Raw genomic sequence first — 14,172 nt, forward strand, 5'->3', positions numbered from 1 at the left:
TCTCTGATTGAATGTCGGTACGTTCGTGAAAGCGTATCGAGATGGTCGGTTGACCATCATCCAGGACTCTCTAGGTTTTGTCTGAAAAGTCGTCGAACGAAGGTCAGACAAGGCAAAAATCGGCGAAAAGACGGAGTTTACGCGGTGTAAATGAGTACTTTGAGCCGATTTTTAACGCCGTATGGCCGAGCGCAGGCAGTTTTCAGACAAAGCCTAATCTCCGTCGGCGTTGAGCAGTCGCACCGCCACCTGCAACTGCAGCCGGATATCGGTGTCGTTCAGGTTCATGCCCAGTGCCGTTTCCAATCGCTCGATGCGGTAGCGCAAGGTGCTGATATGAATATCGAGCGCCCGTGCGGTCTGCGCCAGCTGGAAGCCGCTTGCGGCCAGCGCCGAGAGCGTCTCGAGGGCATTATGTCGACGCGCCCCTTCGCCCAGCGCTCGCGAGATGCGTGCCAGAAACAGTTTCCGCGCTTCGCTGTCGCCTTCCAGTACGCGGGTGAACAGCAGGGTTTCGAAATCCCGCCGTTCGCCGGCCTTGAGCGAAGGCAGCAGTCGCGCCACGTCGCCCGCTCCCTGGGCGATGGCTGCCGCCCCTCTCGCTTCGCGGCTGATCGCCAGGGCGGCTTCGCCGTCGCTCAACTCGCGCCATAGCGCTTCGGTCGAGATGTCGGCGCGCACCAGGAACAGCAACTGGTTGAGGGAGACCGAGATCAAGCGTGGCAAGCCGAGCGCTTCGAGACGATCGCCCAGCCGGCGCTCCCAGCGTTCCCGCCGCAGCAGTCCCTCGCGGGTCAGCGGCACCGGCTCGTTGAGCAGGATCGCGCAGACGTGATACGCGCCATGGGGCTCCCACCCCTGCAACGATGCCCGCTCCAGCGCCGCCGGCGTGGCTTCGAAGCGCCCTTCGAGCAGCGAATCGACGAAGGCGTAGCCCAGCCGGGTCTCCTGTGCCTGCAGCGCCCGCTGGTGCGACAAATGCAGCGCGGAGATCAGCGCCGCCTGCTCCGCCGCCCGGCGTTCGAGCTCGCTGACATGGGAGGCCGTTTCATCGATCCACAGCGTGGCCGTCGGCGCCTCCCGGATTCGCACCGGACAGGCCAGCATCCGGCACCCGGCCTCTTCGCCGAGGGAGCGAGCCGTGGCCTCGGCCAGAAACTGGGCCTCGGTCAGCATGGTCGGCGTGGGCAGGCGCATCGTCTCAAGCTCGGCGCTGCCGCCCAGCCATTCGCCGTCCAGCCCGGTGAAGAGCACGTCCCGCTCCAGCAGCAGGCTCAAGGCCGTGGCGATGTCACCCAGGCTGCGTGCCGTCAACGCCGAGCGGGTGAGATCGCGGTGAATTCGTTCCGCCCGTGCGATCAACTGGCCCTGCCGTGCGATCAGCCAGGCGTGCACTTCCTCGGTGATCTGGCTGAACGGCACGTCCCAGGGGATTTCCAGCAGCGGGAAGTCGAGCGATGCGGCCACGCGGCGGCTGGTCTCCGGGAACGCAGTAAGAAACCGCGGTACCGCCAGCGCCACGCCGGCCAGGCCCTTGTCGACCAGCGCCTCGATCAGGGCGCGCTCGGCCTCCGGCTCGTCGGGCCAGTGATAGCCGGTGGTCAGCAGCAGCTGGCCTTCGCGCACCCAGGCGATGATGTCGGGATGATCCACCATATGGACCCAGCGCAGCGGCCGGCCCAGCGAACGCTCACCGGCCACCACGCGGGCCTGGCGCAGGTTGGTCTCGTGCAGCGCGGTGGCGAGATCGAGCTCGGCCGGCAGCCGCGCTGCGGCGGCGTCCTCATCCCCCATTGCCATCAGCCGTCCAGTCGCGTCGAGACGAACTTGAGGTCGAGATATTCATCGATGCCGTAGCGGCCCCCCTCGCGGCCGAGGCCGCTATCCTTGACGCCACCGAACGGCGCCTGCGGTACGGACGGCGCGCCATCGTTGACCCCGACGATGCCGTAGTCCAGTGCCTCGGAGACGCGTGCCGCGCGCCCGAGATTGCGGGTCCACAGATAGGCGGCGAGCCCGAACGGCGTGGCATTGGCCGCTGCTATCGCCTCTTCTTCGCTGTCGAAGGCGATCAATGGCGCGACGGGGCCGAAGGTCTCTTCCTGCATGATCCGCATGTCGCCGGTGACATCCGCCAGCACCGTCGGCGCCACGAAGAAACCGTCGACATCCCGCGCCGCGGTCAAACGCTTCGCGCCCTTGCCCAGCGCATCGTCGATGTGGGATTGCGCCTTGTCGCGGCCGGCCTGGCTGACCAGCGGGCCGATCTGGGTCGACTCGTCTTCCGGCTGCCCGACGCGCAGCGCGTCCACCGCGGCGGTCAGACGCTCGGAGAAGGTCTCGAGAATGCCGCGCTGCACGTAGATGCGGTTGGCACAGACGCAGGTCTGGCCGCCATTGCGGAACTTGCTCGCCATCACTTCGGCCACGGCGGCATCGATATCGGCATCGTCGAAGACCAGGAACGGCGCATGGCCGCCCAGCTCCAGCGACATCCGCTTCATGGTGGCGGCGGATTTGGCGTAGAGGTGCTTGCCGACCGGCGTGCTGCCGGTGAAGGTCACCTTGCGGATGCGCCGGTCCGCCATCAGCTCGTCGCTGACCGCGGCCGGACGCTCGGCGGTAATCACCTGGAAGACCTCCGCCGGCCCGCCGACCTGCTGCCACAGCCGGGCCAGCATGAGCGCCGTGATCGGCGTCTGTTCCGCCGGCTTGACGATCACCGAGCAGCCGGCCGCCAGCCCCGGCGCCACCTTGCGGGTGATCATCGCCGCCGGGAAGTTCCACGGCGTGATCGCGAGCACCGGGCCGACCGGCTGGCGCAGCACCGCAAGTCGCTTGTCCGGATGCTGGGCGGGCAGGATGTCACCGTCGATGCGCTTGGCCTGCTCGGCGTACCACTTCAGGAAGCTGGCGGCGTAGTCGACCTCGCCCCGCGCTTCGCGGATCGGCTTGCCCATCTCCCGCGCCATGGTCACGGCGAGGGTCTCCTTGGCCTCCAGCATCGCCTGGTGCCATGCCTTGAGCAGCGCCGCGCGCTCGAATGGGGTGGTCTTGCGCCAGGCCTCGAAGCCGCGCTGGGCGTTGTCAGCGGCCAGCTTCGCCTGCTCGACGCCGCAATCAGCAACCTCGGCGATCACCTTGCCGGTGGCGGGAGAACGCAGCGCGTAGCGGCCTGCCCCGTCGGCATCGAAACCGACGATGGCCGCGGGATAGTAGGCAGCGTCAGCGGGGGCCTCGAGCGACGCGAGTTGGCTTTGGGAAGACGGCGCGGGTTGATTATGGAGAGGCGTTGAAGAAGAAGACGTTGATGAAGAAGACATCGATCCGGTCACCTGTTCGGAAAGTAGGAAGTTCAGTCATCCTAACCGCCGGACGAACCGAATACTTCCTGCCCATGACAGGATAGAAATACGATCAAAGTCTACGAAAGGCAGGAAACCTCACACCACTTCGACTTTCGCGGCGTCGCTCTCCTTCAACCGATCCCGCCACGCCCGGCCCGGATCGCCGCTGGTCAACAGGGTGTCGAAGTCCGGCAGTTCGGCGAAGAACGCCGCTCGCATCACATCGAGCTTGCTCTCGTCGGCGACCAGGATGCGCCGCTCCGCGTGTTCGATGGCGGCCTGCTTGGGCGCCACCTCGTGAAAGTGGAAGCAGCTCGCCCCCTTCTCGGCATGTACGCCGGCGGCGGAAATGAGCGCCTTGTTGATGCCCAGCCGGCGAATCGCGGTAGTGACGTCCTGCCCGCCGAAGGAGTCCGAAGAGGCGTAGTAGAGCCCGCCGAGTACCACGAGCCGCATGTTGGGCATATCGCGCTGGCTGAAGGCGTTGGCGACGTTGAGCGCGTAGGTGACGATGGTGACGTTCATCTCGCGCGGCAGCAGCGTGCAGAACGGCATCAGCGTGGTGCCGCAGTCGACGAACACGGTATCGCCGTCCTCGATCCTCGATGCGACCGCCTCGCACAGGCGCTGCTTGGCCTTCGCGTACCGGTCCCTCTGCGCATCGAGATTGTAGGCGGCGGCGAACTGGGGGTTGTCGGCCATGACCAGATGGCCGCCGAAGGAGACGATCGCGCCGTTGCTGGCGGCGATGTCCCGCCGCACCGTCATCTCGGAGACGTTGCACAGCGCCGCCGCCTCGGCCAACGGCAGGGTACCGTTGCGTCTGATCGCTTCACGAAGTCTCTCGAGCCGTACGGCGCTGCGGCCATTCATGACGTTCTCCCGATCCTGTCTTCTGAGGGTCAGATCTTATCCCCGATCTCTACTGGAAACGCAACGCGACGAGGAGCCCGAAGGCTCCTCGTCGATGACATCCATTTCGTCGTCTCGGGACTGCCAGCCGACACCGACCTCAGAACTGCCAGCCGACACCGAAATAGTAGCCCCAGCCGGTGGAGCGCAGTTCGAAACTGTCGCCATGGCTGTTGGGGAACGGTGCCATTTCGCCGTCGTTCCACTGCCCGCCGTTGTGGAAGTAACGTGCCACCGCCATGAAGCGCAGGTGCGTGAACTGGTACAACAGCACGTTGGTCGCCACGGTCGACTCGTTGGTGCGCGTCGGATCGTTATCGCCCAGATCCGAACCGAAGTCGTGGTTGGTGAACCCGACATAGACCAGCGACGCGCCGTTGTCGAAGCTGGCCAGCGGATAGGAGTAGTTCAACTGTGCGCGGTAGCCGTCCCAGGAGTTCTCGTTCGGGGCGCCGTAGTTCTCCCACTGGCGACGCTTGTAGAAATTGAACGAGAGACCCAGCGGCGAACCGGTTTCGATGTCGGTTCCCAGGCCGGCGTAGAGCGTGTTCTGGCGGTTCTCGGTGTTGTGGCCCCAGTCGAAGATATAGTCGAAGGCGACGAACCACTCCTTGAACGGGCCGAAGCTCAGATCCTGGCCGGTCATGTCATCGATCGACAGGCGCGGTTCCAGCTCCATGAAGACCGGCGAGCCCTTGTCGAAGATACCGCTGTCTGCGGCGTTACCGGTGCCGAAGAACTTGGGAAAATCGATATAGCCGTAGAGATCCAGCGGCCCCTTGCGACCGAAGAATTCGTACTCCAGATAGATGTCGTCGATCTGCTGCGGCCCGAAGCGAATGTTCTTGCTGCCGATCACCGTGACGTTCTGGTGATACCAGTCGGAAAGATAAGGCCCGTCGGCCGTCTGGCCTTCCGACATCGGCCCTTCGTCCGGCGTCTCCTGCTCGATGACCGGCGCATCGCCCTGATCGTCCGCGGCCCAGGCCGGAGCGGCCGCCAGCGTCATCGAACCCAAGCCCAACGAGACCGACAACGCCAGAAGATGAGATCCCTTGCCTGCCCACCGTTCAGCCGCCGCCGGCCGTGCGAGTCCTTCTACCATGCCATCCCCCTACTTTGTTGTTATGGCGTGTTGATGCTCATTTTGTGACTATTTTCTCATCTCCCCTGCAATCGAGCCGGTTAGAGAGAAAGCGAACGCATGGCCCGAGCCGAAGCGTCATATCAAGCCAAAAGCACTATATATGGGCCTTCGCCTCGTCGGGAACTACTCTATGAGCTTGTAAGAATAAAAACAATAAGTGACGAGCAAAACCAAAAAATGTTAAAAACCTTTCAAGAAAAGGCATTGACCGATGCGTGAGCGAGCGGCATGAGACGGTTGGCGTGAAATCATGTCCGTTTCAATGGCCCCGGCACGCCCTGACATGCATTTTCGACTCATCAAGGCCAACACCAAGGACAACAACATGACACTCCTCATGGGTCTGGTCGGCGTCATCGTGCTGCTGCTGATCGCGCTGATCTTTTCGAGCAACCGCAAGGCGATCAGCCTGCGCACCGTCATCGGCGCCTTCGCCATTCAGGCCGGCATCGGCGCTTTCGTGCTCTATGTACCGTTCGGCCAGGCCGTTCTGGGCTCCGTTTCCAGCGCCGTCAGTCAGGTCATCAACTACGCCAACGACGGTATCGGCTTCCTGTTCGGCAACCTCGCCGACCCGGCCAACGTCGGCTTCGTCTTCGCCGTCAAGGTCCTGCCGATCATCATCTTCTTCTCGTCGCTGACGGCCGTGCTCTACTACCTGGGCATCATGCAGTGGGTCGTGCGGATTCTGGGTGGCGCGCTGCAGAAAGTGCTGGGCACCTCGCGCACCGAATCGCTCTCCGCCACCGCCAACATCTTCGTCGGCCAGACCGAGGCACCGCTGGTGGTACGACCGTTCCTGGCCAGCATGACCAAGTCCGAGCTGTTCGCCGTCATGTGTGGCGGGCTCGCCTCCGTTGCCGGTTCCGTGCTCGCCGGTTACGCCGAGCTCGGCATCCCGATGGAGTATCTGATTGCCGCGTCCTTCATGGCGGCACCGGGCGGCCTGCTGTTCGCCAAGATTCTGATGCCGGAGACCGAGAAGCCCGACGACCGCACCGAGCAGGCCAAGGAGATCCTGGAAGCCGAGGACAAGCCGGCCAACGTGCTCGACGCGGCCGCTGCCGGCGCGTCATCCGGTTTGATGCTAGCCGCCAACGTGGGCGCCATGCTGCTCGCCTTCATCGGCCTGATCGCGATGATCGACGGCATCCTGGGCGGGGTCGGCGGCTGGTTCGGCATGGACTCGCTGAGTCTGTCGATGATCCTGGGCTGGCTGTTCTCGCCGCTGGCATTCGTGCTCGGCATCCCCTGGAACGAGGCGATGCTGGCCGGCTCTTTCATCGGCCAGAAGCTGGTGGTCAACGAATTCGTGGCCTATATCAACCTGGCCCCCTACATCAGCGGCGATACCATCGTGGAATCGACCGGGCAGGCAATGTCCGCCCATACCGCCGCGATCCTGTCGTTCGCGCTGTGCGGGTTCGCCAACCTGTCCTCGATCGCGATCCTGCTCGGCGGCCTCGGCACGATGGCGCCCAGCCGCCGCCCGGAAATCGCCCGCTACGGTCTCAAGGCCGTACTCGCCGGCACGCTATCCAATTTGATGTCCGCCACCCTGGCGGGGATCTTTCTCTCGCTGGCCGGCACTGCCTGACCCGGAACCGCTCTGGACAGGACCGTCATGAAAATCCGGCAGACTCGAGGAATCACTGCCGGATCCTTGCGCGAGCCAGAAAACGGAAACGGCAGGAGGCCGTCGCGACCACGCCGAACAAGGCTATGTACGAAAAGTCGGCGAGCGACGGGCAGACAAGGCAAAAATCAGCGAAAACGGACCGGGCTGGCGCCCCAGTTTACGGAGTGTAAATGAGTATTTTGAGCTGATTTTTAACGCCGTATGGCCGAGCGCAGGCAGTTTTCGCACAAAGACCAGGAGACAAGAAGATGAACAGCCTCAAGCACGCCGCCAGCCAGGCGCTGGCCATGATGGACCTCACCTCGCTCAACGACGGCGATGACGACGCCGCCATTCGGACGCTGTGCCGCCGCACCGATACGCCTTACGGCGCCCCGGCCGCGGTCTGCATCTACCCTGCCTTCATCGAGACAGCGAACCGTGAACTGACCGAGATGGGTATTCGTGAACGCGTGCGAATCGCCACCGTCACCAACTTCCCGGACGGCTGCGTCAACGTCGAGCGCGCCTCCCGCGAAACCCGCGCAGCCGTAGCGGCCGGCGCCGACGAGGTCGACGTGGTCTTTCCCTACAAGGCCTTGATCGGCGGCGACGCCGATGCCGGCCGGGCGCTGGTGACGGCCTGTCGTGAGGCCTGCGGCGATCGCCTGCTCAAGGTAATTCTGGAAACCGGCGAGCTCGAGGAGCCCGCGCTGATCCGCCAGGCCGCAGACATCGCCCTCGCCTGTGGCGCGGACTTCCTCAAGACCTCCACCGGCAAGGTGCCGGTCAACGCGACGCTCAAGGCCGCCGAGATCCTGCTCACCGCCATTCGCGACAGCGGTCGCGACGTGGGCTTCAAGGCGGCCGGCGGGATCCGCACCGCGGAAGATGCCAAGGCCTATCTGGAGCTGGCCGCCGGTATCATGGGCGAGGCCTGGCTGACCCCGGCGCACTTCCGCTTCGGCGCTTCGGGGTTGCTGGACGCGCTGCTCGCCACGCTCAGCGATGACGACAGCCGACCGACGACCGCCAGCGGTTACTGATCAGCCGCGGTTACCGCGAAACCCGCCACATCACTGCGGATCCATATCATGCTGACCCAGGAAATCATTCGTCGTAAACGCGACGGTCAGGCGCTCAATCGCCAGATGCTCGATCTGGTCATGCGGGGTATCGCCGACGGCAGTATCGGCGACGCGCAGATCGGCGCCTTCGCCATGGCCGTCTATCTCAACGGCATGAACCGGGACGAGGCCGTCGCACTGACGGAATCGATCCGGGATTCCGGGCAGGTCATGCGCTGGGACGATCTCGATCTTGCCGGCCCGGTACTCGACAAGCACTCCACCGGCGGCGTCGGCGATCTGGTCTCGCTGGTGCTGGGGCCGTGGATCGCTGCCTGCGGCGGTCACGTGCCGATGGTCTCGGGGCGCGGCCTGGGTCATACCGGCGGCACGCTGGACAAGCTCGAGTCGATCCCCGGTTATGACGTTTCCCCCAGCGACGCCACGTTCCGGCGCCTGGTGAAAGACGTCGGCGTCGCGATCATCGGCCAGACCGGATCGCTGGCGCCGGCCGACAAGCGCCTCTACGGCGTGCGCGACGTCACCGCCACGGTGGAGTCGATCCCGCTGATCGTCGCCTCGATCCTGGGCAAGAAGCTGGCCTGCGGCCTCGAGACGCTGGTGATGGACGTCAAGGTCGGCAGTGGCGCCTTCATGCCCACCGAGGAGGCCTCTCGCGAACTCGCCGAAGCGATCGTCGCCATCGGCTGCGGCGCGGGCACGAAGACCAGCGTGCTTCTGACCGACATGAATCAGCCGCTGGCCGACTGCGCCGGCAATTCGCTGGAAGTCTTCGAGGCGCTGCGGCTATTGCGTGGCGACGGACGCAATGAAGGGCGTGGCGACGGACGCAATGAAGGGCGTGGCGACGGACGCAATGAAGGGCGTGGCAACGGACGCAATGAAGAGCGTGGCGAAGGCAAGGAGAGCCGCCTCTACCGGGTCACCCGACCGCTGGCGGCGGAGATGCTGCTTCAATCCGGCCTGGCCAGCGATGCCGAAGACGCCGAAGCCCGCCTCGACCGCGCGCTCGATTCCGGCGAGGCGCTGGAGCGCTTCTCGCGCATGGTCCACGGCCTCGGCGGCCCCGCCGATCTGGCGGAACGCCCCGAAGACCACCTCGCTACCGCGCCGATCACCATCGACCTCGACGCCGACCGGGCGGGATGCATCAGCGCCATCGACACCCGCGCGCTCGGCCTCGGCGTGGTCGAACTGGGCGGCGGCCGGCGCAACGCGGGTGATGCCATCGATCATCGGGTCGGCCTGTCGCACATCGCCGCGCTCGGCCAGCGAGTCGAACCGGGCCAGCCGTTGCTGCGCATCCACGCCGCCGACCGGGCCGATGCCGAATCCGTCACCCAGCGTCTGCGCCGCGCCTTCACCTTGAGCGAGACGGACGACGTCGCCATCCCGCCGCTGGTCCACGCCACCCTGCGCGAAGGCCAGTCGGCATGACAGGGGCGAGAGACGAACAAGAACGCGACATGCACGGAGAAACGACATGAAACGCGCCATTTTGCTGGTTCTCGACTCCTTCGGCATCGGCAACGCGCCGGACGCCGCCGACTATGGTGATTCCAGCTCGAGCGATGCCGGCTCGGACACGCTCGGCCATATCGCCCGCTATCGCGCCGATGCCGGCCGCCCGCTCGAACTACCCAACCTGGCTCGTCTCGGGCTCTATCACGCCCACCACCTGAGCACCGGCGACTGGGCGGCGGGCGTCGACGTGCCCGAAGTCGTCGAAGGGGCTTACGCCAGCGCCAGCGAGATCTCCTCCGGCAAGGACACGCCCTCCGGTCACTGGGAGATCGCCGGCGTCCCGGCGCTGTTCGAATGGGGCTACTTCCACGAGCGCGAGAACAGCTTTCCGCCCGACCTGTTGGAGGCATTGATCGAACGCGCCGACCTGCCCGGCGTGCTCGGCAACTGCCAGGCGTCGGGCATGCCGATCCTCGAAGCGCTGGGCGAGGCGCATATCGAAAGCGGCAAGCCGATCGTCTACACCTCGGCGGACTCGGTCTTCCAGATCGCCGCCCACGAGACCCACTTCGGCCTCGACCGCCTCTATCGGCTCTGCGAGATCGCCCGCGAACTGCTGATGCCCTACAACATCGGCCGCGTCATCGCCCGTCCCTTCATCGGAGAAACGGCTTCGAGTTTCGAACGCACCGGCAACCGCCGCGACTATGCCATCGAACCGCCGACGCCCACCGTGTTGCAAAAGCTGCACGACGATGGCGGTACAGTGCTCGGGGTGGGCAAGATCGGCGATATCTACGCCCACTGCGGCGTCTCGAAAGTGATCAAGGCCCACGGTCACGATGCCCTGTTCGACGCCACGCTATCTGCCATCGACGAGGCCGCCGAGCGTTCAGTGGCGAATAAACAGACACTGGTAATGACCAACTTCGTCGACTTCGACACCCTCTACGGTCACCGCCGCGACCCGGAAGGCTACGCCAGTGCGCTGGAAGCGTTCGACCGCCGCCTGCCGGAGGTCGTCGCCAAGCTGGAGCCCGGCGACCTGCTGATTCTGACCGCCGATCACGGCAACGATCCGACCTGGCACGGCACCGATCATACCCGCGAGCAGGTGCCCGTTCTGATCGCCGGCGACGTGCTGGCCCCCGGCAGCTACGGCCGCCGCGAGACCTATGCCGACATCGGCCAGACGCTGGCCGATCATCTCGGCCTGTCGCCGATGGAATACGGACGGTCCCTGCTGAAAGACACCCCCGACAACGGAGCCCCGTGAGATGCCCACGCCCCATATCGAAGCCCAGCCCGGCGACTTCGCCGACACCATACTGATGCCCGGCGACCCGCTGCGTGCCCAGTTCATCGCCGAGACGTTTCTCGAAGATGCCCGGTGCGTCAACCGCGTGCGCAACATGCTCGGCTTCACCGGCACCTATCGGGGACGCCAGATCTCGGTGATGGGCAGCGGCATGGGCATTCCATCGCTGTCGATCTACGCCAAGGAGCTGATCACCGAGTACGGCGTCGAGCGGCTGGTGCGGGTCGGCTCCTGCGGCGCGGTGCGTGACGACGTCGCGGTCAACGACATCGTCATCGGCATGGGGGCGTGCACCGATTCCGGCGTCAACCGGGCGCGCTTCAACGGCCACGACTTCGCCGCCATCGCCGATTTCGACCTGACCCGTCATGCCGTCGACGCGGCGCGCGAATGCGGCACGAAGGTCAAGGTCGGCAACCTGTTCTCGGCCGATCTTTTCTATACCCCGGACATCGAATTCTTCCAGACCATGAAGCGCCACGGCATCCTCGGCGTCGAGATGGAAGCCGCCGGCCTGTACGGCGTCGCCGCCGAATTCGGCGCCCGCGCGCTGACGGTCTGCACCGTTTCAGACCATATTCTCAAGGGGGAAGCGCTCGACGCCCAGGCCCGCCAGACCGGCTTTTCCGAGATGATGGCGATCACGCTGGAAGGCCTGTTGCGAGACGACGAGGAAGCGAAACGATGAGCAAGACGACAAGCGACATCCGGGTTCCCGACGAGATCCGCCAGGCGGCACTGAACGTTCGCGATCACGCCTACGTGCCCTACTCCGATCACCCCGTCGGCGCCGTGCTGATCAGCGAGAGCGGCAAGACCTACGCCGGCTGCAACGTCGAAAGCGCCAACTACAAGGGGCTCTGCGCCGAGGCCAGCGCCATCGCCGGCCTGATCTCCAGCGGGGAAAGACAGATCCGCACGATCTACGTCATCGGCCCCGGCGAACATCTCTGCACGCCCTGCGGCGACTGCCGCCAGCGCATCCGCGAGTTCGCCACACCCGAGACCGAAATCGTCGTGCTCGATGGCGAAGGCGCTCCGCTCAAGCACTACACCATGGACGAACTGCTGCCCGACTCCTTCGGCCCGGAAAACCTGAACAAGGCATCGGGCATGGCGACAACGCGTTGACGCCCACTAGCCCGAGCCCGGGAAGAAGCAGAAGTAGAAGCAGACACAAGAAGCGGTAAAAGAGAGGGCAGAAGCAGAGGCAGAAGAAGGAAAAGCGCAACGGTGACGACTCTTCGTCGAGTTTGGGTATACTCGGGTCCAACAAACGGCAACAACCCTTTCTCCGCCTGGATTCGTCGATGGCCCCCGCGCGCTTTTCCGCTTTCGAGCTCCTGCTGCTGAAAAGTCGTTACCCGCCGGATACCGCATCCCTGCTGCTGCTGTCATGGGTATACGTCAACAAGCGCGTCGTGCTTGCCGAGGACCAGCGTTATCTCGAAGCGCTGGCCAACGGCTTCCGTCACTCCCACGATCTCGAAGCGCTGCTGACGATTGCCCGGACCGACCTGACGGCCATCCAGCTGGCTGCGGAAGTCGTGCTGCGCGAACACGTCGATGAGCAGTCGCACCCCTTTCTGCGCCGCGCGATCGGTCTCGCCACCAGCGAGGGTGAACCGAGCCTGCGCAATCACCACATCCTGCGCTTTCTCGCCGACCTTTCCGGCGCGACGCCGGGTGATTTCGCCCATCTGTTTCGCGAGGTGACGGGGCGTCCGCTGAGGGCACCGGACGACCCCAGCCGCCAGGCTTACTGGCACCGTGAGGACGCCCCCGAAGCAGCGGCGGATCAGGCGACAAGCGAAACCGACAGAGAGAACGATGGCGAAGCCGCCGACGAGCTCGCGCCGAAGGTTCGTTGCTGGCGACGCTGGTGGCTACGCTCCAGCGCGGCCCGAGCGCATCGGCGGCAGTTGCGCCAGGAACGAAGCCGCCTGCGTCGCCAGGCCAGGAGCCGGCGGCAGGCGGAAGCGCGCCAAGCGCAGGAACGTCAACGCCAAGCGCGCGAGGAAGAGGCCAGGCGTCAGGAACAGGAGCGCGAAACCGAAAACCGGCGCCGGGAACAGGCAGAGCGGGAGGAGGCCTACCGGCGGGAGCGATGGCGCCAGCAGCAGCAACAACATCAGTATCAACAACAGCAGGCCGCAGGGGCATCTCGGCCCCATTATCGGATCCGCCTGGCGCTGCAGGTGCTGGAGCTCGACGAAAGCGCTTCGCCCACCGAGATCAAGCGAGCCTATCGCCGCCTGGCGCAGCGCCATCATCCCGATCGCTTTCACGGTCAGGGCGAGCTGCGCATCTCTCTGGCCTCGCAGCGCTTCCAACGCATCAAGAATGCCTACGACTATCTAATGACGACGCTCTGATGACGACCCTCTAACGACGACTCCCTAATGACAACTACCTGGTGACGACGGTTCTACACGATATGCGAGATCTCTACCGCCGCCTCGGCGTCAGCAAGGACGCCCCTGCCGATACCATCATTCAGGCCGCGCAGCGCTGCAACAACCATACCCTGAAAGCGGATGCGCTGAGCGCGCTGGGAGAATCGACGCATCGGGAAGCCTACGACGACCTGCATGATCTGCTGGGCGATCTCGGCAGGCTGCGGGCGGGACTGGGCATGACTCATGCACCCCACTGGCAGGGAGACGCCGCCAACGACTTCTCCGTCTTGCCGCAACGCATCGTGGTTCGCCATGAACTGCTGGCGCGGCAGCTGGAAATGGCGCTAGGACAACACCAGACACGCTGGCGCCGCCGGGGCTGGCTCGTTCTGGCCGTAGTGGCCGGGTTGATCGCCGCGCATGTCGCTGGACGCTGGATGAGTTAGCGACCCGCCGCTCGCACCTGGCTGTGCGAATACGCGGCCGGCCTCTTCAGCGCAGCGGCTCGAGCAGCGGGCTCAGCCCGTTGTGATCGATCTCCTGCATCAGCGCCAACAGACGCCCGATCTCACCATCGGGGAAGCCTTCACGGGCGAACCAGTTGAGGTAGGGGCCGGGGAGATCGGCGATCAACCACCCTTCGTACTTGCCGAACGGCATCTTGCGGGTAACCAGTTTCTTGAGGTCTTCAGGCTCCATCTCGCCTCCTCTCGTCAAATTGCGCGCCATTCTACACGGATGGCGGTAGCGCCGAGCCGTGCAGGCAGCCAATCATGCCAGACCCAGCCATGTCAGACCCAGCCATGCGTGACACGCATACCCTCATTCCCAGAAGCCGTTTGCCCAAGCAGGTACGAAGGACGTTAGGTTATACCGCCA

13 protein-coding genes are annotated in these 14,172 nt (G+C 64.8%); 8 read left to right on the top strand and 5 right to left on the bottom strand.

Going from position 1 to position 14,172, the window contains the following annotated elements; genetic code table 11:
* Positions 1-213: 213 nt before the first annotated feature.
* The 4 genes from R3F72_RS01175 to R3F72_RS01190 all read right to left on the bottom strand — a co-directional run bounded on the left by R3F72_RS01175 (position 214) and on the right by R3F72_RS01190 (position 5,364).
* Positions 214-1,800 (bottom strand): PucR family transcriptional regulator, encoded by a 1,587-nt coding sequence (locus tag R3F72_RS01175; RefSeq protein WP_332778719.1) that lies wholly within the window; start codon positions 1,798-1,800, stop codon positions 214-216.
* A complete protein-coding gene (locus R3F72_RS01180) occupies positions 1,800-3,323 on the bottom strand; it encodes an NAD-dependent succinate-semialdehyde dehydrogenase (RefSeq protein ID WP_332778720.1) in 1,524 nt (507 codons plus the stop codon). The genes R3F72_RS01175 and R3F72_RS01180 overlap by 1 nt, the downstream gene beginning before the upstream one ends.
* Positions 3,324-3,443: 120 nt before the next feature.
* The gene (locus R3F72_RS01185; RefSeq protein ID WP_332778721.1) at positions 3,444-4,220 is read right to left on the bottom strand and encodes a DeoR/GlpR family DNA-binding transcription regulator; all 777 of its coding nucleotides are present in this window, start codon (positions 4,218-4,220) and stop codon (positions 3,444-3,446) included.
* Positions 4,221-4,359: 139 nt separating this feature from the next.
* Entirely contained in the window at positions 4,360-5,364 is a 1,005-nt protein-coding gene (locus R3F72_RS01190) for a nucleoside-specific channel-forming protein Tsx (RefSeq protein WP_332778722.1), read from the bottom strand.
* A gap of 367 nt (positions 5,365-5,731) precedes the next feature.
* Between R3F72_RS01190 and R3F72_RS01195 the strand changes: the two genes are divergently transcribed.
* The 8 genes from R3F72_RS01195 to R3F72_RS01230 all read left to right on the top strand — a co-directional run bounded on the left by R3F72_RS01195 (position 5,732) and on the right by R3F72_RS01230 (position 13,739).
* The gene (locus tag R3F72_RS01195; protein WP_087717836.1) at positions 5,732-7,003 is read left to right on the top strand and encodes a NupC/NupG family nucleoside CNT transporter; all 1,272 of its coding nucleotides are present in this window, start codon (positions 5,732-5,734) and stop codon (positions 7,001-7,003) included.
* A 290-nt stretch (positions 7,004-7,293) separates the two neighbouring features.
* Entirely contained in the window at positions 7,294-8,070 is a 777-nt protein-coding gene (gene deoC / locus R3F72_RS01200; RefSeq protein WP_087717744.1) for a deoxyribose-phosphate aldolase, read from the top strand.
* A 48-nt stretch (positions 8,071-8,118) separates the two neighbouring features.
* Positions 8,119-9,549 (top strand): thymidine phosphorylase, encoded by a 1,431-nt coding sequence (locus R3F72_RS01205; RefSeq protein WP_332778723.1) that lies wholly within the window; start codon positions 8,119-8,121, stop codon positions 9,547-9,549.
* Between the two features lie 46 nt (positions 9,550-9,595).
* Positions 9,596-10,852 (top strand): phosphopentomutase, encoded by a 1,257-nt coding sequence (locus R3F72_RS01210; RefSeq protein WP_332778724.1) that lies wholly within the window; start codon positions 9,596-9,598, stop codon positions 10,850-10,852.
* A 1-nt stretch (position 10,853) separates the two neighbouring features.
* A complete protein-coding gene (gene deoD / locus R3F72_RS01215; RefSeq protein WP_332778725.1) occupies positions 10,854-11,582 on the top strand; it encodes a purine-nucleoside phosphorylase in 729 nt (242 codons plus the stop codon).
* On the top strand, positions 11,579-12,025 hold the full coding sequence (locus tag R3F72_RS01220) for a cytidine deaminase (RefSeq protein WP_332778726.1): 447 nt from the start codon (positions 11,579-11,581) through the stop codon (positions 12,023-12,025). The genes deoD and R3F72_RS01220 overlap by 4 nt, the downstream gene beginning before the upstream one ends.
* A 179-nt stretch (positions 12,026-12,204) precedes the next feature.
* Positions 12,205-13,269 carry a J domain-containing protein gene (locus tag R3F72_RS01225; RefSeq protein ID WP_332778727.1) on the top strand — a complete coding sequence of 355 codons (1,065 nt, stop codon included), beginning with the start codon at positions 12,205-12,207 and terminating at the stop codon, positions 13,267-13,269.
* Between the two features lie 41 nt (positions 13,270-13,310).
* Complete coding sequence (locus tag R3F72_RS01230) at positions 13,311-13,739, top strand: hypothetical protein (RefSeq protein WP_332778728.1); 429 nt, start codon at positions 13,311-13,313, stop codon at positions 13,737-13,739.
* A 46-nt stretch (positions 13,740-13,785) separates the two neighbouring features.
* Here R3F72_RS01230 and R3F72_RS01235 read toward each other — a convergent pair whose 3' ends face one another.
* Complete coding sequence (locus tag R3F72_RS01235) at positions 13,786-13,992, bottom strand: DUF3820 family protein (RefSeq protein WP_087717737.1); 207 nt, start codon at positions 13,990-13,992, stop codon at positions 13,786-13,788.
* Between the last annotated feature and the right edge of the window lie 180 nt (positions 13,993-14,172).

The organism is Salinicola sp. 4072, from assembly GCF_036663415.1.
Lineage (GTDB): Bacteria > Pseudomonadota > Gammaproteobacteria > Pseudomonadales > Halomonadaceae > Salinicola > Salinicola salarius_A.